This window comes from Casimicrobium huifangae (assembly GCF_009746125.1).
In the GTDB taxonomy this organism is placed as follows: domain Bacteria; phylum Pseudomonadota; class Gammaproteobacteria; order Burkholderiales; family Casimicrobiaceae; genus Casimicrobium; species Casimicrobium huifangae.
Genome location: NZ_CP041352.1, coordinates 4,393,792 through 4,418,751 on the forward strand (window position 1 = coordinate 4,393,792; position 24,960 = coordinate 4,418,751).

The 24,960-nt window shown below is 63.2% G+C and carries 19 protein-coding genes; 11 read left to right on the forward strand and 8 right to left on the reverse strand.

Annotated features, from left to right (window positions below; genetic code table 11):
- Positions 1 to 7 precede the first annotated feature (7 nt).
- Positions 8 to 1,441 carry an APC family permease gene (locus FKL89_RS19855; protein WP_156864438.1) on the forward strand — a complete coding sequence of 478 codons (1,434 nt, stop codon included), beginning with the start codon at positions 8 to 10 and terminating at the stop codon, positions 1,439 to 1,441.
- Positions 1,442 to 1,785: 344 nt separating this feature from the next.
- A complete protein-coding gene (locus FKL89_RS19860; protein ID WP_238363440.1) occupies positions 1,786 to 3,336 on the forward strand; it encodes a PQQ-dependent sugar dehydrogenase in 1,551 nt (516 codons plus the stop codon).
- A 55-nt stretch (positions 3,337 to 3,391) separates the two neighbouring features.
- Here the strand turns inward: FKL89_RS19860 and FKL89_RS19865 are convergent, their stop codons facing one another.
- From FKL89_RS19865 to FKL89_RS19875, 3 genes are all read right to left on the reverse strand, one after another.
- On the reverse strand, positions 3,392 to 5,578 hold the full coding sequence (locus FKL89_RS19865; RefSeq protein ID WP_162527605.1) for a TonB-dependent receptor plug domain-containing protein: 2,187 nt from the start codon (positions 5,576 to 5,578) through the stop codon (positions 3,392 to 3,394).
- Between the two features lie 468 nt (positions 5,579 to 6,046).
- Positions 6,047 to 7,510, reverse strand: coding sequence for an NHL repeat-containing protein (locus FKL89_RS19870; RefSeq protein ID WP_156864440.1), 1,464 nt, complete (start codon positions 7,508 to 7,510; stop codon positions 6,047 to 6,049).
- Between the two features lie 65 nt (positions 7,511 to 7,575).
- Positions 7,576 to 8,595, reverse strand: a complete 1,020-nt coding sequence (locus FKL89_RS19875) for a LysR family transcriptional regulator (protein WP_156864441.1) — start codon at positions 8,593 to 8,595, stop codon at positions 7,576 to 7,578.
- A 294-nt stretch (positions 8,596 to 8,889) separates the two neighbouring features.
- On the opposite strand from FKL89_RS19875, the gene FKL89_RS19880 reads away from it, so the two are divergent.
- The 8 genes from FKL89_RS19880 to FKL89_RS19915 all read left to right on the forward strand — a co-directional run bounded on the left by FKL89_RS19880 (position 8,890) and on the right by FKL89_RS19915 (position 15,680).
- Entirely contained in the window at positions 8,890 to 9,198 is a 309-nt protein-coding gene (locus FKL89_RS19880; RefSeq protein ID WP_156864442.1) for a hypothetical protein, read from the forward strand.
- 270 nt (positions 9,199 to 9,468) lie between these two features.
- Positions 9,469 to 10,191, forward strand: coding sequence for a nicotinate-nucleotide adenylyltransferase (nadD, locus tag FKL89_RS19885; protein ID WP_238363441.1), 723 nt, complete (start codon positions 9,469 to 9,471; stop codon positions 10,189 to 10,191).
- Positions 10,178 to 10,795, forward strand: a complete 618-nt coding sequence (rsfS, locus tag FKL89_RS19890; RefSeq protein WP_156864443.1) for a ribosome silencing factor — start codon at positions 10,178 to 10,180, stop codon at positions 10,793 to 10,795. The genes nadD and rsfS overlap by 14 nt, the downstream gene beginning before the upstream one ends.
- 28 nt (positions 10,796 to 10,823) lie before the next feature.
- Positions 10,824 to 11,294: a 23S rRNA (pseudouridine(1915)-N(3))-methyltransferase RlmH gene (gene rlmH / locus FKL89_RS19895; protein ID WP_156864444.1), complete on the forward strand. Its 471-nt coding sequence runs from the start codon at positions 10,824 to 10,826 to the stop codon at positions 11,292 to 11,294.
- 28 nt (positions 11,295 to 11,322) lie between these two features.
- Positions 11,323 to 11,931: a Maf family protein gene (locus FKL89_RS19900; protein WP_156864445.1), complete on the forward strand. Its 609-nt coding sequence runs from the start codon at positions 11,323 to 11,325 to the stop codon at positions 11,929 to 11,931.
- A gap of 116 nt (positions 11,932 to 12,047) precedes the next feature.
- The gene (rng, locus tag FKL89_RS19905) at positions 12,048 to 13,517 is read left to right on the forward strand and encodes a ribonuclease G (RefSeq protein WP_156864446.1); all 1,470 of its coding nucleotides are present in this window, start codon (positions 12,048 to 12,050) and stop codon (positions 13,515 to 13,517) included.
- A gap of 154 nt (positions 13,518 to 13,671) precedes the next feature.
- On the forward strand, positions 13,672 to 14,373 hold the full coding sequence (locus tag FKL89_RS19910; RefSeq protein ID WP_156864447.1) for a c-type cytochrome: 702 nt from the start codon (positions 13,672 to 13,674) through the stop codon (positions 14,371 to 14,373).
- Positions 14,280 to 15,680, forward strand: a complete 1,401-nt coding sequence (locus tag FKL89_RS19915; protein ID WP_238363442.1) for a c-type cytochrome — start codon at positions 14,280 to 14,282, stop codon at positions 15,678 to 15,680. The genes FKL89_RS19910 and FKL89_RS19915 overlap by 94 nt, the downstream gene beginning before the upstream one ends.
- 19 nt (positions 15,681 to 15,699) lie before the next feature.
- Here FKL89_RS19915 and FKL89_RS19920 read toward each other — a convergent pair whose 3' ends face one another.
- The 5 genes from FKL89_RS19920 to pepE form a co-directional block, all read right to left on the reverse strand.
- Positions 15,700 to 16,170, reverse strand: coding sequence for a hypothetical protein (locus FKL89_RS19920; RefSeq protein WP_156864448.1), 471 nt, complete (start codon positions 16,168 to 16,170; stop codon positions 15,700 to 15,702).
- Positions 16,167 to 16,628, reverse strand: coding sequence for a hypothetical protein (locus FKL89_RS19925; RefSeq protein WP_156864449.1), 462 nt, complete (start codon positions 16,626 to 16,628; stop codon positions 16,167 to 16,169). Before FKL89_RS19925 ends, FKL89_RS19920 begins: the two co-directional genes overlap by 4 nt.
- A gap of 223 nt (positions 16,629 to 16,851) precedes the next feature.
- Positions 16,852 to 17,778, reverse strand: a complete 927-nt coding sequence (locus tag FKL89_RS19930; protein WP_238363443.1) for a hypothetical protein — start codon at positions 17,776 to 17,778, stop codon at positions 16,852 to 16,854.
- A gap of 5 nt (positions 17,779 to 17,783) precedes the next feature.
- On the reverse strand, positions 17,784 to 17,969 hold the full coding sequence (locus FKL89_RS19935) for a hypothetical protein (RefSeq protein ID WP_156864451.1): 186 nt from the start codon (positions 17,967 to 17,969) through the stop codon (positions 17,784 to 17,786).
- A 144-nt stretch (positions 17,970 to 18,113) separates the two neighbouring features.
- Complete coding sequence (gene pepE, locus FKL89_RS19940) at positions 18,114 to 18,830, reverse strand: dipeptidase PepE (RefSeq protein WP_156864452.1); 717 nt, start codon at positions 18,828 to 18,830, stop codon at positions 18,114 to 18,116.
- Between the two features lie 135 nt (positions 18,831 to 18,965).
- Here pepE and FKL89_RS19945 point away from each other — a divergent pair, with 135 nt between their 5' ends.
- Entirely contained in the window at positions 18,966 to 24,893 is a 5,928-nt protein-coding gene (locus FKL89_RS19945) for an excinuclease ABC subunit UvrA (protein WP_162527606.1), read from the forward strand.
- Positions 24,894 to 24,960: the final 67 nt, after the last annotated feature.

The following is a 24,960-nucleotide window of genomic DNA, read 5'->3' on the forward strand; positions in this document are numbered from 1 at the left end:
GGGCATCATGCAGGGAATTGATTCGGTCAGTGCGATCGCAGAAGTTGCAGCTGCGCCCACCGGCAACAAGCTCGACGCCTCGCTCGGGCTCTGGACGCTGACGCTGCTCGGTGTTGGTGCCACCGTCGGCACCGGCATTTTCTTCGTGATGGCGGAGGCGGTGCCAAAGGCGGGGCCAGCAGTCATCGTTGCTTTCATTCTGGCCGCGATCACGGCGGGGCTGACAGCGCTTTGTTACGCCGAGCTGGCCTCCTCGGTACCTGCGAGCGGATCGTCGTACTCCTACGCACGGGTGGCGTTCGGCGATTTCGTGGCCTTTGTCGTCGCCGCCTGCCTGCTGCTTGAGTACGCGCTCGCGGCAAGCGCCACTGCCATCGGCTGGTCGGGCTATCTGAATAACTTCCTCGACAACGCCTTCGGCTGGAGCATCCCCGAGGCACTGCGCAGTCCGATGCTGGTTGCAGGGAAGGCAGGGCTGGAGGTTCATTTCAACCACTTCAACCTGCCGCCGGTCATTCTCGTCGTGCTTTGCGCCATCCTGCTGCTGCGCGGCACCCGCGAATCTGCGCTGGTCAACGCAGGAATGGTTCTGCTCAAACTGCTGGTGCTGGTGTTCTTCGCGGTCATCGCATGGGGCGGATTCCGCAGCGAGAACTTCACGCCGTTCTTCAACAGCAGCGGCATGACCGGTGTGACCGCCGCTGCCGGCACCGTGTTCTTCTCGTTCATCGGGCTTGACACCGTAGCCACCGCCGCCGCTGAAACGCGGAACCCGAAGCGCACGGTGCCACTCGGCATCCTGCTTGGGCTGCTGATTGTGACCATCGTGTACATGCTGGTGGCCGTCACCGCGCTGGGCGCGCAACCGGCGGCAAAGTTTGACGGGCAGGAAGCGGGGCTCGCCGAGATTCTGAAAACAGTCACCGGTCAGGCGTGGCCAGCGGTGGTGCTGTCGGCCGGTGCAGTGATCTCGGTGTTCAGCGTGACACTGGTCACCATCTATGGCCAGACCCGCATTCTTTACGCGCTGAGCATTGATCGCCTGCTGCCACCGCTATTCCAGCGACTTGGTCGCCGCGCCGCGGTGCCCGGCGCCAACACGGTGATCGTGAGCGTGGTGGTCGCCATCGTTGCCGGACTGGTCGACTCCGGCTATCTGTGGGACATGGTGAGTCTGGGCACGCTGGTCGCGTTCATCGTCGTCTCAATGGCTGTGCCAGTTATGCGCCAGCGCGCGATGCGCAGCGGCGACATTGCTGCGGCAAGCTTTCGGGTGCCGTTTGGCCCCTATCTGGTCCCCGCACTGAGCGTGCTTGCCTGCCTCTACATCATCAAGGATCTGTCCCCCGTGACGTTCAAGGTGTTTGCGGTGTGGATGGTGGTCGCCGTCGGTGCATTCCTGGCCTACCGGCGCCTTGCCAACCGGGGAGAGACAGGCTGACGCTGCAAGAAGGGCGTGGAAGGGCGTGGCCGAGTGTTTCGGCAACAGCCTTACGCCGAAATCCTTACAGCACAGGGCTTGACGAGGCATTTCCCTTAAAGTCGACTTGTTGGCGAATGATTACTTCAGCCCTTGTTGAATGGGCATTCTGCGATGAAGCTGCACCGGGTTTTCACTGGTGAACGCTTTGTCTCCCGCCAGCCCAATAGGCCAGCCCAAATGCCATGACATTGGCATTGTGTGCAGTAGACTTCCAGGCGAGCGGCCCACGCCCTGCACTCGCACTGTAGCGTGAGCGACCGCTGACATCACACCGGGGAATTCAACCCGCTTCGGGAGCAAACATGACCCGCGCCCATCTGCTGCACATCACCTTCGCGATCGTCACCGCCCTTGCCGCCAGCACGGCGCACGGCGCCTGCAACTTCGACATTGATCAGGACGGTGCGCTCAACCCCGCCACCGATGGCGTGCTGATCGTTCGCCGGCTGCTCGGCCTTGGCGGTGCGGCGCTGGTCGCCAATGCCGTCAACCCGGCCGGGCTGCGCACCAGCGCCACGCAGATCGAAAGTCACATCGACAGCATGATTGCCGATCGCAGCCTGCGTCTGGATGGCAGCGGCAACGCGCCCACGGCGCTGTCTGACGGGCTCATGCTGGTGCGCGCGATGGTCGGTGTGACCGGCACCGGCGTGACCACCCTGGCGATTGCCGGCACCCCGCCGCGCAACACATGGACGCTGATCCGGCAGCACCTGAACGGCACCTGTGGCGGCGCGTTCGCCAACAACGCCACCGGTCCCGCCGTGGTCACGCAGTTGCCGGCGACGCTCAGCAGCCCGTGGGGCATGGCATTCCTGCCCGACGGCCGCATGCTGTTCACCCAGCGCGGCGGCAGCATGGTCATCGTCAGTGCTGACGGCGCCAGCAAGTCCGCCGACATCAATCCGACACTGCCCAATCTCACCTCGGCCGGACAAGGCGGGCTGCTCGATGTCGCGCTCGACCCCGACTACAACGGCAGCAGCAACACACGCATTTACTGGACGTTCTCCGAGACCGGCAGCGGTGGCTCCGGTACCGCCGTGGCGCGTGGCGATCTGAACGCTGTCACAGCGACCATCAGCAACGCCCAGGTCATTTACCGGCAAACGCCCAAGGTAGGTGGCGATGGTCACTTCGGCTCGCGCCTCGCGTTTCGCAGCGACAAGACGCTAATGGTGACGCTCGGCGAACGGCAAACCGATGACCCCGCTGCACCGACCAGCAACAACGCACAACACCTCGGCAAGACCCTCGGCAAGGTCATCCGCATCAATCGTGACGGCACCATCCCGGCGGGCAACCCGACCTTCGGCACCCCCGGCGCGCTGCCGGAAATCTGGAGCTACGGTCACCGCAACCCGCAGGGCGCTTCGATGCGGCCGGGCAGCGACGACCTCTGGCTCACCGAGCACGGGCCGCTCGGTGGCGACGAGCTCAACTTTGTGCAACCGGGGCGCAACTACGGGTGGCCGCTGGTGAGCTATGGCTGCCCCTACAGCGCCGGTACCAACACACCCGCCTGTCGCCCGGGCGGCACCGGGGGCGTGCACGCACCGACCTACGAAGAGCCGGCCACCACCTGGCTGCCATCATCCACGGCGCCCTCCGGCCTCATCTTCTACAACGGCGGAAAATTCACCGACCTCGGCTGGCAGGGCAGCGCCTTCACCGGCGGACTCGCAGGCTCGACGCTCTGGCGCATCACACTCAACGGCAACGCATTCGTCGCGAAAGAAGAAGTCACGGTCGTGAAGAACCTCGGCCAGCGCATCCGCGTGGTCAAGCAGGGGCCGGATGGCTGGATTTATCTCGCCACCGACAGCGGCCAGCTGCTGCGCCTGTGGCGATGACTCCCGCCACCGGGCACATGCAAACCTGACATCCCGCTCCAGCGGGCAACGCGCCTCAGCCCTTGACGCTCAAGATGATGCCGTACCAGGTACGTGGCCTGCTCACGGTGTAGGTTGCGCTTTGCAGGCCATACGCGGTGGTGTTCTCGCTCGCCAGCGGTGCCACGTTGTTGGCAACCAGTCGCACTGACATCGTCCGGCCCAGCGGCACGTTGGCATACAGATCGACGCTGCGCGAGCGGGCGAACTCAATGCTCTGTTCTGCCGTTTGCTGCGTTCGATAGCCGGGTGTGAACGACAGGCTGCCGCCCATGCGAATCGGGGCTGGCAGCACGCCGGTCAGCATGTAGTCGAGCCCGAACGTGGCCGACCACGGCTGTTGCCGGTCCAGGCGGTTGTCCGGACCAGGCACGCCACGCACCCGCGACTCATAAAAATTGAGCGATGCACGCAGGTCCAATGGCGTTTTGGTATCGAAGGCAAACGGCAACAGCGTTCCGGCACGACCGCGGGCTTCCAGCTCAAGGCCGAAGGTGTTCGCCGAGTCGAAGTTCACCGGTCGCGTCACGTAACGTGGCACCGATGCCCACGACACCGTCTCCAGTGTGGTGCGATTGCGGATCAGATCCTGCACGCGCCGGTAGAACACCGTGGCACTCGCCACGCCGCCGCCCGGGAAATAGCGCTCGTAGGCCAGATCAAACCCCGTCGCCAGCTCGGGCTTGAGCGTCGGGTTGCCGATGCGGTCGGCGGACAGCGCGTCGTTGGGCCGGGTCAGATCGGTGTAAAGCGAAGACACCTGCGGGCGAGCGAGCAGCTGCATGGGCTCCGGCGCCTTGAAGGTACTGGTCAGGCTGCTGCGGAACAGATGCTCTCCCTTTTCATCCAGCTTGTACTTCAGGTGAAACATCGGCGTCACAACGCTGGCGGCAACGCTATCCTGTTGGTCACCGACCCCCTTGCTCCGCGTCTCGATGCGCTCGGCGCGCACGCCCGCATACGCAGCAAGACGCTTGCTCACCTCCCAGTCATCCTGAACGAACAACGCATAGCGCGACACCCGTGCCTCAACGTCCTGGTCTTCGTAGATGGGCAACAAGGGCACGCCCAGCTCGGTGGTGCGTGAGCGGCCAATCCAGTCGCGCCACTCGAAATTCCAGCCGCCAGTCACCGTATGCGCATCGGCGACCAGCCGCGAGTACTGACCACTCAGATTCACCGAGGGGTTTCTGCTTTCGCCGTAGGTCAGGCGACGCTCGCCGCCGTCGCGGAACGCGCGGGCGGTGAAATCGTTGGCGTTGTACTGCACGCTGGCTTTCACTTCGAGGCGCTGATCGCCATCGAAGCTGTTGGTGTAAGTCGTACCCAATCTCGCATTGAGCCAGTTGCCAAAGTTGCGCGAATCGTCGGCGAATACCGGCTGCCCCGAGATCACGCGGCGCTCGGTCGCGATGTCACTCCAGTGCCAGCGGCCCTGATTGATGAATGCCTGGGTGTTGAGCGAGCTCGCCTCGTCAATCTTCCAGTTGAGCGATGGCGAAAAGTTGTAGCCGCGACCGTGGGGGTGCTGCTCGCTGGACCGGGTGCCAATGGCCGCCGGCGTACTGGCGCCAGCGGCCGGCGTCGCTGCGGCAACCGTAGTGGTGGTCCGCACGGCGTTGAAGTTGTTCCACTCAAAGTAGGAGAGCGGCAGGTTGAACGCAGTGCTGCCCTGGATGCGCTCACCCCAGGTGACGTTGAATCCGGCGGCCGGGTTGTCGTACTGGTAGCTCACCCGCGCCTGTGCCTCGACCGTGCGCGAGCGCGGCGGCTCCTTCAGGATGATGTTGATGGTGCCGCCAATCGCCTCTGCCGTCTGATCTGCAGTGGCCGCACGGGCCACCTCAATCCGCTTCACCTGCGACGGGTTGAGATTGTTCAGATCGAAGTTGGGCGGCGCCGGTTCGCCGTTGAGCAGGACGCGGGTGTAGCTGCCAAGGCCGCGAAGGGCTGGTCCGCTGCCGCCGAGACTGACACCTGGCAAGCGCTTAAGCACATCGTTGACACTCACGTCGCCGAATTTCTGAATCTCCTCTTCGTCGTAAATCTGCTTCGCTGCGGTGGACTGTCGGCGAAGTTCGACCGTGGTCTGCGGGCGCGCGCTCAGTTCCACGCGCTCGATGCGCTGCGCGTTCGGCGTTTCCGTCGGTGACTCGTTGTTGGTCTGCGCGGCAATCTGCGTGCAGGCAATGGCGGACAACACAGCCGCTACGCCGGTTGTGTTGCTCGCGCGGACAAGGCGGCGAGTATGAGAAGAAGAATTCACTGGCATGGATAGAAAAAAGTTCACACGCAACGCGCGCAAGAGGCTGATGTTTCGTTCGCGATCAGGCGGGCACCAAGCGACGCCCGACGAGTCAACGCCACTAACAGCAGTCGACTCAGCGAGGCAACAGACGCCGCACACACATTGGGCCGCAGCAGGCGCTGCTGCGGAATGCGTACCGCGCACGAATAGTAGCCGCTCAGCGCGGCATTCAGAACCGTGGCGCTAGTAGCGAACAAAGACGGAAGGGGCTAGGGTTAGCTCAGCCTGACCCCTGTAGTTGCCGTTCGAGCGCGCAGGCGGAAGGGCTTGGGCATCGTGTGGCGATCAGGAGCCCGTTTCAATTTGAGTCGACATGGCTACGACCATTGGCGGATGGCGCTTCGCATATCAACGCTCGCTAGCTCAGTCGCGCAATCGCATGCCACAGTTGGCGTTTAGATATGCCCGCACGAGTGGCCAAGTCTTTCTCTTGGCGTTTGTGGGGAAGTCGATGCCCGCGACGACCGCCTGGCCTGTGAGGCCTAGCGCTACTCGTGCAAATATTAATGCGTCTGTCGTTGCAAGAACCAGTCCGTCGCCGTCGAGATCCGCCTTGCAGTCTTCGTAGCTTTGTGGCCCGCCAACGTGTCTTGTCACACACATGCCACCAACGCAAGTTCCAGCGATCAGATATTTTCCGTCGGGCTGCAAGACGACTGCGTTTCCTTGTTCTTCGGTCTGCACTCCTGGTGATGCCACCCAACCACCAGAACCAAAGCTTTGGTCGAACGATCCATCGCCGTTGAGACGGGCGGCGCAGATGTCGTTGTTCGCCCCGTTGTAGCAGTAGCCAGCGAGCAATATCTTGCCGTCAGGTAAACGCGCGACTGCGTTAGCAACAGCGTGGCCGCTAACCATTGCGAGCTTCGCCACACCGCTTGATGCAAAGCTTATGTCTAGGGAGCCGTCTGCGTTGTATTTCGCTGCACAAAATTTGAAGAAAAAGGCGCTGGTACAGTACCCGACAACCAAAATTTTGCCGTCAGGGAAAACGGTCGCCGCCGTAGCACGGCCATTGTTGAGAACAACAGGGGTCACCACTTTGCCTTGTATTCCAAAGGAACTGTCGGGACTACCGCCAGCGTCGAGCCGCGCCAAACAAAACCCCTCGTAACAGTAGCCAGCGAGCACGATTGTCCCGTCCGACAATGCGACCACAGATGAGAGCCAAGACACTCCGGCTCCCAATGACATTGTGACCTGTCCAGACGAACCAAACGAGTTGTCCAATTGACCGTCCGACGTGTATCTGACGACACAAAAAGCAATAGACGGACCACACCACCCGCCGACGAGAATTTTTCCGTCGTATTGGAGCGAAACGGATGTAGCGCCACTTCCGTTTGGTGTGTTCAAAATCACCTTACCCGTACCGCTGAACGAGAGATCAAGGGCGCCGTTGGCCATGTACCGCACTGCACACATGTCTGACGTGTTCGCTCGGATACAGGACCCAACCGCAACAATCTTGCTATCCGGCTGCACTACTACTGCCGACGCACGGTCATCGAGAGAGCCTATCGGCGTGACAACGCTACCCACGAAGTTGAAGGTCGTATCTATTGTTCCATCGGTGTTGAGTCGGACAACGCAGAAATCCTGATTGAGGGGACCATTGCATTGTCCGGCAACGACAGTCTTTCCATCGGATTGGAGCGCCAAGGCATTTGCTAGATCGCCCGCCGGCGGGGTGCCCACCGCAAAGGTGGCTTTGCCGTTGGTCGCCCACGTTCCGTCAAGATCGCCCGGGATCGCATTCACGTCTACGCTCGCGATAGAAGCGAAAAGTAGCAGCGCAGAAAACCATGACTTGGAGTCGGAAAACATATCGCGACGATCCTTTGCAACGCTAAGGCTCAAATTTACTCGAGTGCATGATCCCCTCTACCAGTTCAATCACTCCCCACCCGCGCCAACACGCCTTCATCATTCGCCGCCTGCGCCGCTGCTTCGATGGAGCGTAGCCACGGATCGCGGGCGACGCCGCCGTAGGTTTCAACCAGGAAGTCGAGGAACACGCGGGTGCGGGCGGGGATGTGCATGCGGGTGGGCATGGCGGCGTAGATGCTGGTGGTCATCACGCGCCATTCGGGCAGCACGCGCTCGATGCGGCCGCCGCGTAGCGCGTCCTCGACGACGAAGGAGGGCAGGGCGGTGATGCCCATGTCTGCAAGGGCTGCGTGATAGAGCGTGTCCCAGTGCGCCGTGGATAACGCCATCGGCGGCTGCTCCAGCGTCACCGGCTTGCGGCCTTTCTCACCGGCGGCACGATGGATGGCGGAGCGCAACGGGCAGGGCTCGAACGTGGTCTGCTTGTTGCCGTCGGGTGAGAAGGGCAGCAGCCATTCATGGCCGAACAACTCCTTTGGGTCACTGGGGCGACCGCAACGATCGAGATAGGCCGGCGTGGCGCAGGTGATCATCTCCGAATGCGCCAGCAGTCGCGCGACGAAGTTGCCCGTCTGCAGCGGCTGCTTGAGAGTGAGGATGGAGATGTCGTGGCTGTCGTCCACCGCCTCCACGCTGTTTTGCACGGTGAGCTCGATGGTGAGCTTGGGGTATTGCGCGCGCAGCCGCGGCAGATGCTTGGCGAGCTGGTGCACGGTGAACGCCGGTGAGGCGAGCACGCGCACCACGCCGCGCGGCTCGGCGGTCTCGAGGTTGGCCGCAGTCTCGGCGTCTTCGATGTCGGCAAGGATGCGTTGCACGCGCTCCAGGTAGCGCTCGCCTGCCTGCGTGAGCGCGAGGCTGCGCGTGGTGCGGTTGAGCAGGCGCACGCCGAGGTGTTCCTCCAGCTCGGCCACCAGCCGGGTGACGACGGCCGGTGCGAGGTCGAGCTTGTCGGCAGCCTTGGTGAAGCTGCCTTCATCAACGACTTTGGCGTAGACGCGCATGGCGCGGAGTTGGTCCATGGGATGGCTGCCTTTGCAACGGGTTTGGCTGAACGAGCCGCGTTGGTCGCGGAAAGTTCCCGATAATTATTGCCGAAAATTAAATAAACAATTCAATTGAACGCTATTTATTTGTGATTTGGCAATACCTAACATTCATTCCATCGACGCGACAACAAGAGCCTGTTCAAGCGGCTCCCTCCGACAGGAAGACAGCGAACCGCTTGAACAGGCCCCCGGTGCCGCGCCGAGGACCGGTGGCAAAAGCCCCCGGCCAATTCGAAAGCAAACCAACTCCTCGAAGGAAACCTCATCATGAATACGAAATCTGTTTTGATCGCTACCCTCTTCGCTGCTGCCGCTGGCTCGGTGTTCGCGTCGGACTACACCGCCACTGCCGGTAACCCGGAAGTGCAGATCGCGCAAAGCTCGGCCCGCAGCACCGTCCGCGCCGGCGTTGTCGCCAGTGCACGCAGCACGCCGCGCAGCGATGAAGTGACGCCGGCCGCTGTTGGCAAGGCCGACGGCCGTACCCGTGCCGAAGTTCGCGCCGAGACCGCCGCTTACAACGCCAGCAACGAAGCTCGTGCGGCACGCCTGACCTACGTTGGCGGCGCGCAGTAATCTGCCTTCTGCCCAATGAAAACGCGCCTTCGGGCGCGTTTTTTGTTGGCGGACATCACCGCAGCAACTGCAACAACACGGCGGTAACGTCGCCCCGGCTGCAGGCAGCCTGAGGCCAACGACTTTTTATTGAAAGCCCCATTGGCAATGGGCTAAATCATCATTTTCGGCACAAGTTGACTAGAGGTGTTTTCCGGCTGCCAGCCCTTATCAAATAAGGATTCAGCCAAAAAGCTGCTGGCCATCCGGGGGTGCACGTAGACTGCCCACATGACCACCGCGCCTGACGTTTCGCCCCCCATGCAAGCCGGGAACCGTCCGCTCGCTCTGTTCGGGGGCACTTTCGATCCGGTGCACTGGGGTCACCTGCGCGTCGCGCTCGACACTGCCAACGCGCTCAAGCTGACGGAGGTGCGGCTGATCCCGTCAAAAACGCCGGTGCACCGCAAGGCGCCGGGGGCAAGCGAGGCTGACCGGCTGGCGATGCTGCGCCTGGCGGTGGCCGAGGACCGTAGCGGCACGCTTGCCGTGGATGACCGCGAGTTGCGCCGTGACACGCCAAGCTACACGGTGCTGACGCTGCAGTCGCTGCGTGCCGAGTTCCCCGCCCGGCCGCTACTGTGGCTGATCGGCGTGGATGCTTTTCAGCACCTGATGAGCTGGTATCAATGGCCGCAGCTCTTTGAGCTGGCGCATTTCGTGGTGCTGAACCGGCCGGGCTACCCGGTGGCGAATGTGCTGTCGCCCGCGCTGGCGCCGGTGTGGCAGGCGCGCCTCGCGCGTGAACCGGTGGCGCTAACGGACACGACACACGGCAGCCTCTACCTGCACACCGTGGCGCCGCAAGCTGTCTCGGCGACGGAAATCCGCAACAAAATCGCCGCTGGAGCAGGTGATGAAGCGCTCACTTCGTTGCTCCCCCCGTCGGTGCTGACCTATATTCGTGCCCATCAGCTATACCAGCCGGAGCACCCACCGCTTGCGCCTCAATAAAGTTCAGAAAGCCGCCGTCGCCGCCCTCGAAGACATCAAGGCCCGCGACATCACCGTCCTCGACACCCGCACGCTGACAGCGATCTACGACACGCTGATCATCGCTACTGCAGAGAGCGCGCGCCAGACCAAGGCCCTCGCGCGCAACGTGTCCGACAAGGTCAAGGCCGCTGGCGGCCACGTGATTTCGACCGAAGGCGAGGAAAGCGGTGAATGGGTGCTGGTGGACTGCGCCGACATGGTGGTGCACATCATGCTGCCAACCACCCGGGCGCTGTACAACCTGGAAGAGCTGTGGACGCCGCCGACGCCGGTGAAACCGCCGAAGGCCGAGAAGCCCGCCAAGCCAGCTGCAAGCCAAAAGCCAGCGAAGGCCGCCGCACCGAAGGCTGCGCCCGCAGGCCGCAAACCGGCAGCCAAAACACCCGCCGCCAAGAAGCCAGCGACCAAAAAGCCCGCCAGCAAAAAGCCGGCCGTCAAGGTCGCCGCGAAGAAGCCGGTCGCCCGCAAGCCTGCTGCAAAGAAACCCGCAGCAAAGCCTGCAGCCAAACCCGCCAGCAAACCCGCCGCCAAAAGGTCGGCAGCAAAGAAGAGAGCCGCCTGAGCCAGTTGTCGCGCAGATCGGCTGACCAGTGAAGCTCAAGCTGATCGCGCTCGGCCATAACCAGCCGGGCTGGGTGGACGATGCTGTCGCCGACTACAGCAAACGCTTTCCGCCGGAGTGGCCGTTCGAACTGGCCGAGCTGAAACCGGAAAAGCGCGCCGCCAACCGCAGCACCGAAGTGGTGCTGGCTGCCGAAGCCGAGCGCATTCGTGCGCAGATCCCGCGGCAGGCGCTGACCATCGCCCTGGATGAGCGCGGCGAGCAGCTCACCACCCGGGCGCTCGCCGAGCGCCTGCAGGGCTGGGCGCGCGAGGCACCATCGGCCGCCTTTGTTATCGGTAGCGCTGACGGGCTGGATGCCGACTTCAAAACCAGTGCCCATTTCCGGCTTGGCTTGTCAAAGCTGACACTGCCGCATGGTCTGGCCCGTATCTTTGTGGTCGAACAGCTCTATCGTGCGATAAGCTTGCTGTCTGGTCACCCCTATCACCGCGATTAGGGCAAACCGATCCGGTTTGCTGCGCTGCATGAACGAAATCTATCTGGCTTCAAAGAGTCCGCGTCGTCTTGAGTTGCTGCAGCAGATGGGCATCGCCTGCAAGACCGTCTTGCTGCGTGAGGACAACAACCGTACCCGCGATGTTGACGAAACGCCGCTGGCCAGCGAGAACCCGTTCATTTACGTCGAGCGCATGGCCAAGATGAAGGCCGAGATCGGCGTGCTGCGCGCCCGCCAGCGCGCGCTGCCGTCAATGCCATTGCTCGGCGCCGACACCATCGTGGTGTTCAACGGCACCATCTTCGGCAAGCCTGCCGATGCAGCTGACGCCAAACGCATGCTGAAGCTGCTCTCCGGCACCCGCCACGAGGTGCTGACCTGCGTGGCGGTGACCGACGGCAAACAGATGCTGCACGACACCTGCGTGTCGCGGGTACGCTTTCGCGACCTGGTCGAATCCGAAATCGATGCCTACATTGCCAGCGGCGAGCCGATGGGCAAGGCTGGCGCCTATGCCATCCAGGGCCTCGGTGGCATCTTCGTCGAGCGGCTGGAAGGCAGCTACTCAGGCGTGATGGGGCTTCCGCTGTTCGAAACTTCGATGCTACTCTCGCGCTTCGGCATCAAGGTTTTGTAGATCGCCGCATTCGTCGCCCCGCACCCCCGGGTGCTGGCGGCGGAGTTCCTGGTGGTTTCGTCATCGCCGCATGATCAGCGGTGGCGAACGCAACAGAAATTCTTTGGGGTCAGCCGATGGCTGAGGAAATCCTCATCAACGTCACGCCGCAGGAGACGCGGGTGGCGGTGCTTGATCACGGCGTGATCGACGAGCTGCACATTGAACGTGCCAGCCATCGCGGTCTGGTCGGCAATATCTACCTCGGTCGCGTCGCCCGCGTGCTGCCCGGCATGCAGAGCGCATTCATCGAGATCGGGCTGGAGCGCGCTGCCTTCCTGCATGTCGCCGACATCTGGGAATACCGCCAGGCGCAGCACTCGCCGGAATCAACACCAAAGCCGATCGAAAAGCTGCTGCACGAAGGCCAGCCGCTGATCGTGCAGGTGATCAAGGACCCGATCGGCACTAAGGGCGCGCGGCTGTCCACGCAAATTTCGCTGGCCGGTCGGCTGCTGGTGCACCTGCCGCAGGATTCGCACATCGGCATCTCGCAGCGCATCGAGGACGAGGCCGAACGCACGCTGCTGAAGGAGACACTGACCAAGCTGTTGCCGGACGACGAATCGCGCGGCGGCTTCATCATCCGCACCATGGCCGAGCGCGCCACCGAGCGCGACCTCGCCCGCGACGTCGAGTACCTCACCAAGCTGTGGGCCGACGTGCAGAGCCGCGCCCGGTCCACCCGCGCCGGCACGCTGGTGCATCAGGATCTGACGCTCGCCGAGCGTGTGCTGCGAGACTTTTCGAGCGAAAACACCCGCCGCGTGCTGGTCGATTCCGTCGAAGCACACAAGGCGATGCTCGACTTCGCGCTGCGCTACGCCCCGACGGTGACCGATCACATCCAGCTGCATGAAGGCATGCGCCCGCTGTTCGACATGTATGGCGTGGAGCAGGAGATCGAACGGGCGCTGCATCGCCGCGTCGACCTCAAGAGCGGTGGCTACCTGATCATCGACCAGACCGAAGCGCTGACCACCATCGACGTGAACACCGGTGGCTTCGTCGGCGTGCGCTCGTTCGACGACACCATCTTCAAGACCAATCTGGAGGCGGCGCAGACCATTGCGCGGCAACTGCGCCTGCGCAATCTTGGCGGCATCATCATCATCGACTTCATCGATATGGATTTGCCGGAGCACCGCGCCGCCGTGCTTGATGCGCTCAACACGGCGATCGCTACCGACCGCACGCGGCTCACGGTGAATGGCTTCACCCATCTCGGTCTGGTGGAGATGACACGCAAGCGCACCCGCGAATCGCTGGCCCACATCCTCTGTGAGCCTTGCCCCACCTGCAACGGCCGCGGCGAGATCAAGACCGCACAGACAGTCTGCTACGAGATCCTGCGCGAAGTGATGCGCGAAGCCAAGCAGTTCAACCCGCGCGAGTTCCGCATCCTGGCATCACAAAGCGTGATCGACCTGCTGCTCGACGACGAATCCGCCACCCTCGCGCACCTCTCCGACGACATCGGCAAGCCGATATCACTGCAGGTGGATGCCGGTTATTCACAGGAGCAGTACGACATCGTGCTGCTTTGACTTCATTGAGGGCACGCTTCGATGGCGGCAAGCCCTGGCGTGCGTTTTTAGCGCGCATCGTCTGGCAAGAATCAAAAGAACGCTCCGCGCAAAGCTGGTGTGTGCCAACAGCACGCTCCCCGCACGCGCTCGCACGAGCGTCGATAATCTCGTCATGCGTATCTGTTCATTGCTGACTGCCAGCGCGCTGGCAACTTTGTCACTGCACGCGCTCGCGGCCGATGCGCCTGCCCGTGCCACCGATCTCACCGACCGCCTCGCCGCCTGCACCGCCTGCCATGGCAAGGAAGGGCGCACCATCAATGCTGAGTACCTGCCACGCATCGCGGGCAAACCGGCTGGGTATCTCTATAACCAGTTGCAGAACTTCCGCGATGGTCGCCGCAACAACGCGGCGATGTCGCATTTGCTGCAACCACTGTCGGATAGTTACCTGCGCGAGATCGCGGCGTACTTTTCAGCGCTGGATTTGCCCTATCCGCCACCGGTTGCGTCAAAGGCGACGGTAGATGAGCTGCGTCACGGTGAGGCATTGGTGCTGCGCGGCGACGCATCGCGCAAGCTGCCCGCCTGTTCGCAATGCCACGGCACACCGCTGACCGGTGTCACGCCGGCCATCCCCGGATTGCTTGGCCTGCCCGCCGCCTACATGAGCGCGCAGCTGGGCGCATGGCGTGCCGGGCAACGCAAGGCACAAACGCCCGACTGCATGGGCGAGATGGCAAAGTCACTGACGCAGGCCGACATCAACGCGGTGGCAGCATGGCTCGCCGCGCAGCCGATGCCACCGAGCAGCAAGCCGGTGGCGGCCGCACCCGGGCCGTTGCCGCTGAAGTGTGGCGGGGTGCCGCAATGAAGCTGCGCCGCGTCGTTTGGGGCGCGCTGATTGCTTTCGGCGTGCTGGTGGTGGCGTGGGTCACGCTGTTAGCGCGCGAGTTCGCGACCAGTGCACTGCCGGCAAGTGCGGGCAATTTGGCAGCGACCGCCGCTCAAATCGAACGTGGTGAATATCTGGCCCGCATCGGCAACTGTGCCGGCTGCCACACTGCGCGCGGCGGCGAAGCGTACGCGGGGGGCCGCGCGGTCGATACGCCGTTCGGCGCCGTCTACGCCGGCAACCTGACACCTGATCGCGCCACTGGTATTGGCGACTGGTCAAGCGATGCGTTCTACCGTGCCCTGCACGAAGGCCGCTCGCGCGATGGTCGCATGCTCTACCCGGCATTCCCCTATCCGAACTTCACGCAGATCACGCGCGAGGACTCCGACGCGATTTACGCCTACCTGATGAACCGGGTGGCGCCAGTGCATCGCGTCAACACTGCGCACGCGCTGACATTCCCCTACGATAGTTCACTGGCGCTGGCGATGTGGCGGCTGCTTTATTTCAAGCCAGCCAGCTTGCAGGTGGATACCTCGCAGTCCGCCGCCTGGCAGCGCGGCGCTTACCTCGTGCAGGGCCTTGCGCACTGCGGTGCCTGCCACAGCACCCGCAACGCGCTCGGCGCACCGCTCGCCGGCCACGCTTACGACGGCGCGATGATGCCGCTGAACGACTGGTATGCGCCGTCACTGACTGCGCGCGACGAAGCCAGCGTGGCCGACTGGCCGCTTGCCGACATCGCCCGCTGGCTGCAAAGCGGCACCTCGCCGCAAGGCGCCGCCTTCGGCCCGATGGCGGAGATCGTGTTCCAGAGCACGCAATACCTGAGCAATGACGACGCACTGGCGATGGCAACCTACCTCAAGGCCTTGCCGGTGACTCGCGGCGTGGCGTTCAAGCCGTCGCCGCAAACAGTGAGCTCGGGCCGCACAGCAGCAGCGGATCGCGGCAGCGCGCTCTACAAGGAGCACTGTGCTGGTTGCCACGGCAAGGACGGCGAAGGCAAGGCGGGCGCATACCCGGCACTGGCCGGCAACCGCACCGTGCTGATGGCGAACACGACGAATCTGTATCGCGTAGTGCTCTCCGGCGGCTTCGCCCCCGCCACGGCGGGCAACCCGCAGCCGCACGGCATGCCGCCGTTCTACCACCTGCTAGGCGACGATGACCTTACAGCGCTGCTCAACTACGTACGAAGCGCATGGGGCAACAACGCGCCGGCAATCACCACGCTGGACTTGATCCACTATCGCGATGCCTTGCGCAGCACGCAACATTGACGGGCGCCATCGCTGCCGGTCATCGCCGGGGCGACCAGCGTAACGCCGCCCAGCGCAGGTGGTGCATGCATTCGCGCAGCAAGATCACGCCAGCGGCAAATTCACGGTCCTCAGGCACGCCCTCACGCGCAGCCGGAGCGCCGTTCACCATGCGCACCCAGCGCGAAAACAGCGCCTCGATCGCTTCGACACCGAGGTCAGCGTCTGAGGCTGCTGCCGGGCTGCCAAGCGCCGCCGTTGCGATCTGCTGCACCGCTGCGCTGGCACTGCGCACATGGAGTGCCGGCGGAATCTGCGTGGCGAACGGCATGATGGCATCCTCGATCAGCGCAATCGCCCGTTCGACTTGCAGCGCGGTTGGCGGCGTGTGTGTCAGCACATCGCGGATGAGTTGGGCGATGCTGACCGGAAACTCGATGCTGCGCGGCGCGTTGTCGCCAAAAGTCAGCCTGCAGACGGTATCGTCAAGCTGTAATTCCGCATCCATCATGCGACAACGGCGTTTTTCGCGAGCAACGTCTTCAGCGTGCTGACTTGCCAGCCATGCTCCGGCGCAAAGGCGTCGGGCTCGTTGACCGCGTAGCCGCCGTACCCGTAGACCGTGGAATAGGCGGCGTAATCGGCCGCGTCGAGGGCCTTGCCGGCCAGCGCCTTCGCCACCGCGTAGGTGCCGGACACGGCGGAATGCTGCGAACCGTCGATCGAGGGTGAACCACGGTGGCGATTGGCAACGACGGCGGCTTCTTCAGCGGCTGCCGTCAGCACGGCTTCGTCGACACGGCCTTCGACGTAAGCCTTCAGCACATCCAGCAGTTCGATGGCGCGCGCGTCCTCCAGCCGGTGTCGTACACGCTCGGCACACGCATACGCGAAGGCATAGCGCAACGCGCGGCGCGCCGGGTCGGCGACATGGTGTTCGTCAAATAGTGATTGCAGTTCGCTGTTCATGCGGAAAGCTTCGCACACGCGACCCCGCGCAAGCAAGGTTCGATGCAGCGACCGCGCAAACAACTTTCCAACGAAAGCCTTATTGGCAATGGGCTGGACAGTCCAAATAGCGGCAGATCGACTTTTGCATAAAACTGCACTCTAGCCCAATGCAAATGAGGCTTCTGACAAAAAGCCAATTGCCTTCGATTACCCGCGTCAGCCCGTCAATGTGCCGTGCAACTTACCAGCGGGCGACCAGCGCGATGTCCACCGCGTGGCGACGGTTGTTGTAGATCGCCGGCTGCGAGCGGTTGTCGGAGGTGGCCAGTGAAGTGCGCAACGCGAGGCGCTGGCTCAGCGGCCATTCGGCGGTGACGTCCAGGGCGAGGAAACGATCGCGACGCACGCCCAGCTCATCCGGTCCCGGCGCACGAAAGCGTGAGACCTGCCAGAGCGCGTTGGCGGTCCAGTCAGCACCGGCGAGCTTCCAGCCCAGTTCGACACTGGCGTGGGCGCCGCGATTGGAGAGATCCGGCAGACCGCGGCGATTGCGCTCTTTGCGCACGCCGGCGGCGATTTCGATGCTTTCGATAGCGGCGGCGGGAAACTTCCAGCGTCGATTGCCGGAGATGGATCGTACATCGGCATCGAGATCAAGGTATTCGGCGGCGTGGCGATAGCGGCCGGATTCGACGCGCAGCGCGCGCATGCCACCGTCGGCATCGACTTCGCTCCAGTCGAAGCGCATGCTGTCGGCTGCGCGAAACGGCCGGTTGGCGACCGAGAGCAGCAGCAGGGACGGACTGACGCCGATCGAGCCAGTGCCCAACTGCCAGCGCAATCCGGCCTCGGCCAGAGCTGCGCCGAGATTCAGGCTGCGGCTTGACGGCGACCAGCGCGTCTCACCGTGCGCCGTGAGCGACAGACGCAAGGCGCCGGTCAGCGCCCAGTCGTTGCTGGCGTCGACCGCCAGACGACCGACCGGTCCGGCCAGTCGCGACAAGCCGACGATTTGAACCAGCGCGCCATCTTCTGAAAGGCGCAACAGGGGAGAGGAAGAATCTTCCCAGCCGGCGCCGGCTTCAACATCAAAGCGGGCGCTGTTGTCGGCCGCGACACCTGCTGTCACGCAGGCAAGCGCTGCGCACGCAGCCAGCAGGCGAAGCACGCCGCTCAGGCACGCTTGAAGCAGACGCGCGTCCAGGTGATGCTGCCATCCGGATTGGTCGTCGGAACGTTGTAGCAGGTGGTGCCGTGGCCGATGTCGGTGCTGGAGCGCGCCTGGACTGGCGACTGCACGGCAGCGGCGACGAGCAGCACGATGGCGGCGGCGGAAGCGATACGGGAGATGAGTTTCATGGCGAGTCCTTGTCGAGAATTGGAACGGGTGAACGGCGCCGAGTGCACCGTTGCTTCCCACTTCCGACAGAGCCGGCTCGCATGTCGCAAATACATCGCGACTGCAAAAAATCTCGAGCTACATCTGCGGCCGATGACAGTCGCTCAGGCGAGCAGTGACCCGCTGGCCACCTCCGCCGGCTCCTGCCCGGCGCGAAACCACTTACCTGGAAACGGCCCGTGCAGCGTGATCTCGTCGCCCAACGGCGTACCCTTGACGCGCAGCCAGTCGCCCTCGGGCAGACCAAACACCGGCATCGTCGGGTTGATGTGCAGGAACTCCGCGAGACGCTGATCGCGCGTCTCACCCATCCAGCCCTCGGGCACGGCGTTGGTGTAGTGCGCATTCAGCTGGAAGTTGATGACACCCAATGAATCGAGCCCGGCCGGATCGATGATGGGCATGTCGTTGCTGGTGCGGATGGTCGGCGCGCAGATGCCGCTGCCCGCGCTCCAGCCGACGTAGGGCTTGCCCTTCAGAATCTCGTTGCGCAGCGGTACGATCAGCTCCTTGCGACGCAAATGATGCAGCAGGTTGAAGGTGTTGCCGCCGTTGACCATGATGGCGTCGCACTCGGCGAGCGCCGCGATTGGGTCCTTGAAGTGATGGATCGCCGTGATTTCCACGCCTTCATCCCGCAGCACCTGCAGGCCGAGACGTACGTTCTTCGCGGTCGAATCCCAGACGATGGTGACGCTGGCGAACGGAATCAGCACCACCTTTTTGGCGTCACCCAGCGTCTCGCGGATCGCATCAACGGCGTGCTCAAGATAGCCACGATCAGGCATGCGCGAGTTGGAAAGCAGCAGTAGATTCTTCAAGGTTTGGCCTTATTTATGCGGTTTGGTAGCGATCTTTGCGCCACCGACAACTACTGTGCATTTGCACAGCTTTACCGATACACTGCACATTCTCGCGCAAAGCCCGTTGCGCGGCCTGCCTTACCCCCGCTTTCCATGCCTGCATCTGCCCCGTCCCGCAAGCGCAAATCGGTTGCGCCCGCGCTGCCCGCGAACGTCACCGCACTCGCCACGACTGACATCCGCATCCGCGGCGCGCGCCAGAACAACCTCAAGAACCTCGACCTCGACATCCACACTGGTGAACTGACCGTGGTGACCGGCGTGTCGGGCTCGGGCAAGTCGTCGCTGGTGTTCGACACGCTCTACGCCGAAGGGCAGCGGCGCTACGTTGAGACATTCTCGCCTTATGCGCGGCAGTTCCTCGACCGCATGGACAAGCCGCAGGTGGACCGCATCGAGGGCATCCCGCCTGCCATCGCGATTGACCAGACCAATCCGGTGCGCACCTCGCGCTCCACGGTAGGCACCATGACCGAGGTGAATGATCACCTCAAGCTAATGTTCGCCCGCTTCGCAGCGCTGCATTGTCAGGGCTGCGGGCAACCGGTGCGGCAGGATACGCCGGATTCGATTTACATAGACCTCAAGCTGCGGGCGGCAAAGGCTGATGATCCGCGTCTCGCGATCACCTTCCCGGTGACCGTGCCGGAGAACTTCAAGGAAGCCGAGGTCGAGCAGTTCCTCTCGGCACAGGGCTACACGCGCGTACATAGCCAGGAGAAGCGCGACGGCGTCACCGTGATGCATGTGGTGCAGGATCGCATGCGCATCGGTACTGCGGAGAAGGCACGCGTGATGGAGGCGCTGGAAGCCGCGCTGCTGCACGGCAAGGGACGGACAAACGTCTTTGTGCTGGACGGCGACGCGGCGACATGGCGCTATTCGGCCGATCTGCACTGCGCTGCCTGCGACATCACCTACAGCGATCCACATCCGTCTTCGTTCTCGTTCAACAATCCTCTAGGTGCCTGCGAGACCTGCCGTGGCTTCGGGCGGGTGATTGGTGTTGATCTGGGGCTGGTGATTCCGGATGAAGGCAAAACGCTGGCCGAAGGCGCGATCAAGCCGTGGCAGACCGCGAGCTTCAAGGAATGCCAGGACGATCTGAAGAAGTACATGACGGCCCGCAACATCCCCATGGATGTGCCGTTCCGCGATCTCGGGCCGAACGACCGCCGCTACATCGTCGAAGGTGACGACACCTGGCGCTCATGGGAGAAGGACGCCAACAAGAGGTGGTACGGCGTGATGCGTTTCTTCGACTGGCTGGAGTCGAAGGCGTACAAGATGCACATCCGCGTGCTGCTGTCGAAGTACCGCGCCTACACACCTTGTAACGCCTGTGAAGGCGCCCGGCTGAAGCCGACGTCGATCAACTTCCGGCTTGGATCGAAGGCCAATGCCGACGCCGTGTTGCCACCTGGCAAACGCTTTTCACCCCGCCACTTCAAGTTTGAGCGCAGCACGCTGGAAGCGCTGCCCGGCCTCACCATTCACGATCTGATGCTGTTGCCGATCGAACGGTTGCGACAATTCTTCGCCACGCTGGACTTTGCTGCGGTGGGCGCCGTGATGGATGAAGCGGGCGAGCTGGTGCTTGGCGAAGTGCGGTCGCGGCTCGGCTATCTGTGCGACGTGGGGCTTGGCTATCTCACGCTCGACCGCCAGAGCCGCACGCTCTCGGGCGGCGAAGTGCAGCGCATCAACCTCACCACTGCGCTCGGCACTTCGCTCACCAACACGTTGTTCGTGCTGGACGAGCCTTCCATCGGCCTGCATCCGCGCGACATGACGCGCATCATTGGCGTCATGCAGCGGCTCAAGACGGCCGGCAATACGCTGGTGGTCGTGGAACACGATCCGCAGATCATGTTCGCGGCGGATCGCCTGCTGGATGTCGGCCCCGGCCCCGGCGAGCGCGGCGGCAACATCATCTTCGATGGCGCACCGCGCGAGCTGGCGAGCACGCGGGATTCGCGCACTGCGGCCTATTTGCTGGGACGGGAGCGGCTGACGCGAAAGCGGCGTATTCTCCCCTCCCCCCCGGTGGGGGAGGGGCAGGGGGAGAGGGGGACGGCGACCACCTCATCCAACTTGGCGAGAACGAGCCAAGGTCACCCTCTCCCCAACCCCTCTCCCCTCAAGGGAGAGGGGCTCGACTGCATCACCCTCACCGGCGCCCGCGAGAACAATCTCAAAGGCATCGACGTGCAGTTTCCGCTGCGCGGGCTGGTCACGGTCACCGGCGTCTCCGGCTCCGGCAAGTCAAGCCTGGTGCAGGACATTCTGGTGCCGGCGCTGTACAAGGTCAAGGGCAAGACGACCGATGCGCCGGGTACCTACGATCTGCTACTCGGACACCAGAACATTGATGATGTGGTGTTTGTCGACCAGTCGCCGATCGGCAAGTCGTCGCGATCCAACCCGGCGAGCTTTGTCGGCGCCTTTGACGCGATCCGCGCCATCTTCGCCAAAGCTGCGGTCGCCGTTGAGCGTGGCTACACGCAGGGCACCTTCAGTTTCAACGCCGGCAACGGCCGCTGCCCGACCTGCTCCGGTTCCGGCTTTGAGCACGTCGAGATGCAGTTCTTGTCCGACGTTTACCTGCGGTGCCCCGATTGCGATGGTACCCGCTTCCGCGCCGAAGTGCGCGAGGTCAAAGTCAACGACAAAAGCATCAGCGACATGCTGGAGCTGACCGTCAGCGAGGCGATTGCGTTCTTTGCTGACATCAAGGGCGGCGCCGAGGTGTTGCGCACCCTGCAGCCGCTCGCGGATGTTGGTCTCGACTACGTGCGCCTCGGGCAGCCGGTGCCAACGCTTTCCGGCGGTGAGGCGCAGCGCCTCAAACTGGCCGGGCATCTGGCCGAGAGCGCCGGTCCGGACGGCGGGCGCCCGATTGCGATGCTGCCCCGTCGCATCAAACCGGAAGACCCGACCAAACCGCGCGGCAAGCTGTTCGTGTTCGACGAGCCGACCACCGGTTTGCACTTTGACGACATCGCCAAGCTGCTCGCTGCCTTCGACAAGCTGCTCGATGCCGGGCACTCCATTGTGGTTATTGAACACAATCTCGATGTGATCAACGCCAGCGACTGGCTGATCGACCTTGGCCCCGAAGGCGGCGACGCGGGCGGCGAGGTGATCTTCACCGGCACGCCAGATGCAATCCGTCGCGACAGGCGTTCGCACACTGGCAAGGCACTCAACGACTATGACCGTGATCTGGCTTCGCTGGCTGAATCAACGCGCACGCTGAAGGCCGCCGAGCCGCGCGGCACCTATCTGCATCGCGCCGTCGCGCGCAACATCAGCGTACTGCATGCCCGTGAGCACAATCTGAAAAACGTGAGCGTGGAGATTCCGGCCAAGGGCTTCACGGTCATCACCGGACCGTCCGGCTCTGGCAAATCGACGCTGGCGTTCGACATCATCTTCAACGAGGGTCAGCGCCGCTACCTTGAGTCACTCAACGCCTATGCACGCCAGTTCGTTCAGCCCTCGGCGCGCCCGGACGTGGACGCCATTCACGGCATTCCACCAACAGTCGCAATCGAGCAGCGCGTATCACGCGGCGGGCGCAAGTCGACCGTCGCCACGCTGACCGAGATCTATCACTTCCTGCGTCTGCTCTGGATGAAGCTCGGCACCCAGTATTGCCCGACCTGCGACGTGCCCATCGAGCCGCAGTCGCTCGATGCCATCGCCGCACGGGTCATGAAGGAATGCAAGGGCAAGCACGCGACGATCCTTGCACCGCTGGTGGTCAATCGCAAGGGGCTCTACACCGATCTCGCCAAGTGGGCCAAAGGTAAGGGCTTTGTACATCTGCGGGTGGATGGCGAGCTGATCCCGGTCGCGCCGTGGCCCCGCCTTGATCGCTTTGCCGAGCACAACATTGAACTGCCGGTTGCTACCGTTGAGGTAGCGGCAAAGGGCGAGAAGGACCTCCGCGCCGCGCTGGTGTCGGGCCTCGACTACGGCAAGGGTGTGGTGCAGGTGTTGTCGTGGAAGAAGGGCAGTGAGGAGGCCGAACTGACGGTGTTTTCCACCAAACGAGCCTGCCCAAGCTGCGGCACCAGCTTCGCCGAGCTTGATCCCCGGCTGTTCTCCTTCAACAGCAAGCATGGCTGGTGTACCAGTTGCCAGGGCACTGGCGAAAGCGTCAAGGGCTTCAAGCGTGATGATCGTGTCAGCGAAGAATTCGCCGACCGCGAGCTGGACGCCTTCCTCGACGCGAAAGAAGCGTTCGAGCTTTGCACGTCATGTGAGGGCGCACGACTGAACCCGGTGGCGCGCAACGTGCGCTTCCGCGAGCAGGGCATTCATGCGGTCGTTGCGCATTCGGTGATCGATGTTGAGCGCTTCGTGAATGTGTTGAAGCTCTCTGTACGCGAGGAAGAAATTGCGCGCGACATCCTGGTGGAAGTGAAATCGCGGCTCGCATTCCTGCAGGAGGTAGGGCTCGGCTATCTCACGCTGGACCGCTCGGCGCCGACGCTCTCTGGCGGCGAGGCGCAGCGCATTCGCCTGGCCGCGCAGCTTGGCTCCAACCTGCAGGGTGTTGCCTATGTGCTTGACGAACCGACCATTGGCCTGCATGCGCGCGACAACCGCATCCTGCTCGACACGCTGGAGAAACTGCAGGCCAAGGGCAATACGCTGGTGGTCGTCGAGCACGACGAGGACACCATCAAGCGCGCGCACCACATCATTGACCTTGGGCCAGGCGCAGGCGTGCGCGGCGGCGAGATTGTTGCCGAGGGAACCGCTGCGGAGCTGAAGGCGAACCCGAAGTCGATCACCGGCCGCTTCTTGAAGAAGCCGCTCGCGCATCCGCTACATCAGCGTGCGCCGGTTAGCAAGAATGACGCCGCCATTGCGGTGAGTGGCGCCAATCTGCACAACCTGAAGAATGTCTCGACCTCGCTGCCGCTCGCGCGTCTATCCGTGATCACCGGCGTCTCCGGTTCCGGCAAATCGACACTTGCGCGCGAGGTGCTACATGAAAATCTGCAGGCGCTGGTAGCGGCGCGCAACACGAGGAAAAAAGCACCCGCACTCACCGGCTGCAAATCGCTGACCGGCTGGGAGGATGTGGATCGGGTGCTTGAGGTTGACCAGACGCCCATTGGCAAGACACCGCGCTCCTGCCCGGCCACTTATATCGGCTTCTGGGACAACATCCGCAAGCTCTACGCCGAGACCTCCGAGGCGAAGATGCGCGGCTACGGCCCAGGTCGCTTCTCGTTCAACACTGCCGGCGGCCGCTGCGATGTCTGCGCCGGGGCCGGCATGGTAACGGTGGAAATGAACTTTCTGCCCGACGTGAAGCTGCCGTGCGACGTCTGCAACGGCGCCCGCTTCAACAGCGAGACGCTGTCGGTGCTGTGGCGTGACAAATCCATTGGTGACGTGCTGGCGATGGACGTCGACGACGCGGTCGATTTTTTCGCAACGATGCCGTCCATCCATCATCCGCTGAAGCTCATGCAGGATGTGGGGCTGGGCTATCTCACGCTGGGGCAACCGAGCCCGACGCTCTCCGGCGGCGAGGCGCAGCGCATCAAGCTGGTCACCGAGCTCGCCAAAGTGAAAGAGACTTTTGCGCTCACTGCAGGCGATTTGCCCGCGCCGACCAAGGCAGCCGTCGCCCGAGCGAAAAAACTGGCCGCCAGTGGGCAGGCAACTGCCTCCGCGCCTGCTGGTCGCAGCGCCGGCCAGCGCCGCCTCAACCCGCACACGCTGTACGTGCTCGACGAACCGACGGTTGGCTTGCATATGGCGGACGTGGAGAAGCTGATCCATGTGCTGCACCGGCTGGTCAACGCCGGCAACACGGTGATCCTGATCGAACACAACCTCGACCTCATCGCCGAAGCCGACTGGATCATCGACATGGGTCCGGAGGGCGGCACCGGCGGCGGCACGGTGGTCGTCGCTGGCGACGTGCCGACGGTGCTCAAGGCAAAGGCGAAGTCACATACTGGCGCGGTGTTGTCGGAGTTTTTGCCGGCTTAAACCTTGCCTCGGACGCTCGGCATGACGTTCAGGGAAACCTGAATGTGTAAAATGTGTATTGCTTTTA

What these genes read in the sequence shown, in the direction of transcription:
- FKL89_RS19855 (WP_156864438.1), top strand. Translation starts at nt 8, where the DNA reads ATGCAGGGAATTGATTCGGTCAGTGCGATCGCAGAAGTTGCAGCTGCG.
- FKL89_RS19860 (WP_238363440.1), top strand. Translation starts at nt 1,786, where the DNA reads ATGACCCGCGCCCATCTGCTGCACATCACCTTCGCGATCGTCACCGCC.
- FKL89_RS19870 (WP_156864440.1), bottom strand. Translation starts at nt 7,510, where the DNA reads ATGTTTTCCGACTCCAAGTCATGGTTTTCTGCGCTGCTACTTTTCGCT.
- FKL89_RS19875 (WP_156864441.1), bottom strand. Translation starts at nt 8,595, where the DNA reads ATGGACCAACTCCGCGCCATGCGCGTCTACGCCAAAGTCGTTGATGAA.
- FKL89_RS19880 (WP_156864442.1), top strand. Translation starts at nt 8,890, where the DNA reads ATGAATACGAAATCTGTTTTGATCGCTACCCTCTTCGCTGCTGCCGCT.
- nadD (WP_238363441.1), top strand. Translation starts at nt 9,469, where the DNA reads ATGACCACCGCGCCTGACGTTTCGCCCCCCATGCAAGCCGGGAACCGT.
- FKL89_RS19900 (WP_156864445.1), top strand. Translation starts at nt 11,323, where the DNA reads ATGAACGAAATCTATCTGGCTTCAAAGAGTCCGCGTCGTCTTGAGTTG.
- rng (WP_156864446.1), top strand. Translation starts at nt 12,048, where the DNA reads ATGGCTGAGGAAATCCTCATCAACGTCACGCCGCAGGAGACGCGGGTG.
- FKL89_RS19910 (WP_156864447.1), top strand. Translation starts at nt 13,672, where the DNA reads ATGCGTATCTGTTCATTGCTGACTGCCAGCGCGCTGGCAACTTTGTCA.
- FKL89_RS19915 (WP_238363442.1), top strand. Translation starts at nt 14,280, where the DNA reads ATGGCTCGCCGCGCAGCCGATGCCACCGAGCAGCAAGCCGGTGGCGGC.
- FKL89_RS19920 (WP_156864448.1), bottom strand. Translation starts at nt 16,170, where the DNA reads ATGATGGATGCGGAATTACAGCTTGACGATACCGTCTGCAGGCTGACT.
- FKL89_RS19925 (WP_156864449.1), bottom strand. Translation starts at nt 16,628, where the DNA reads ATGAACAGCGAACTGCAATCACTATTTGACGAACACCATGTCGCCGAC.
- FKL89_RS19935 (WP_156864451.1), bottom strand. Translation starts at nt 17,969, where the DNA reads ATGAAACTCATCTCCCGTATCGCTTCCGCCGCCGCCATCGTGCTGCTC.
- FKL89_RS19945 (WP_162527606.1), top strand. Translation starts at nt 18,966, where the DNA reads ATGCCTGCATCTGCCCCGTCCCGCAAGCGCAAATCGGTTGCGCCCGCG.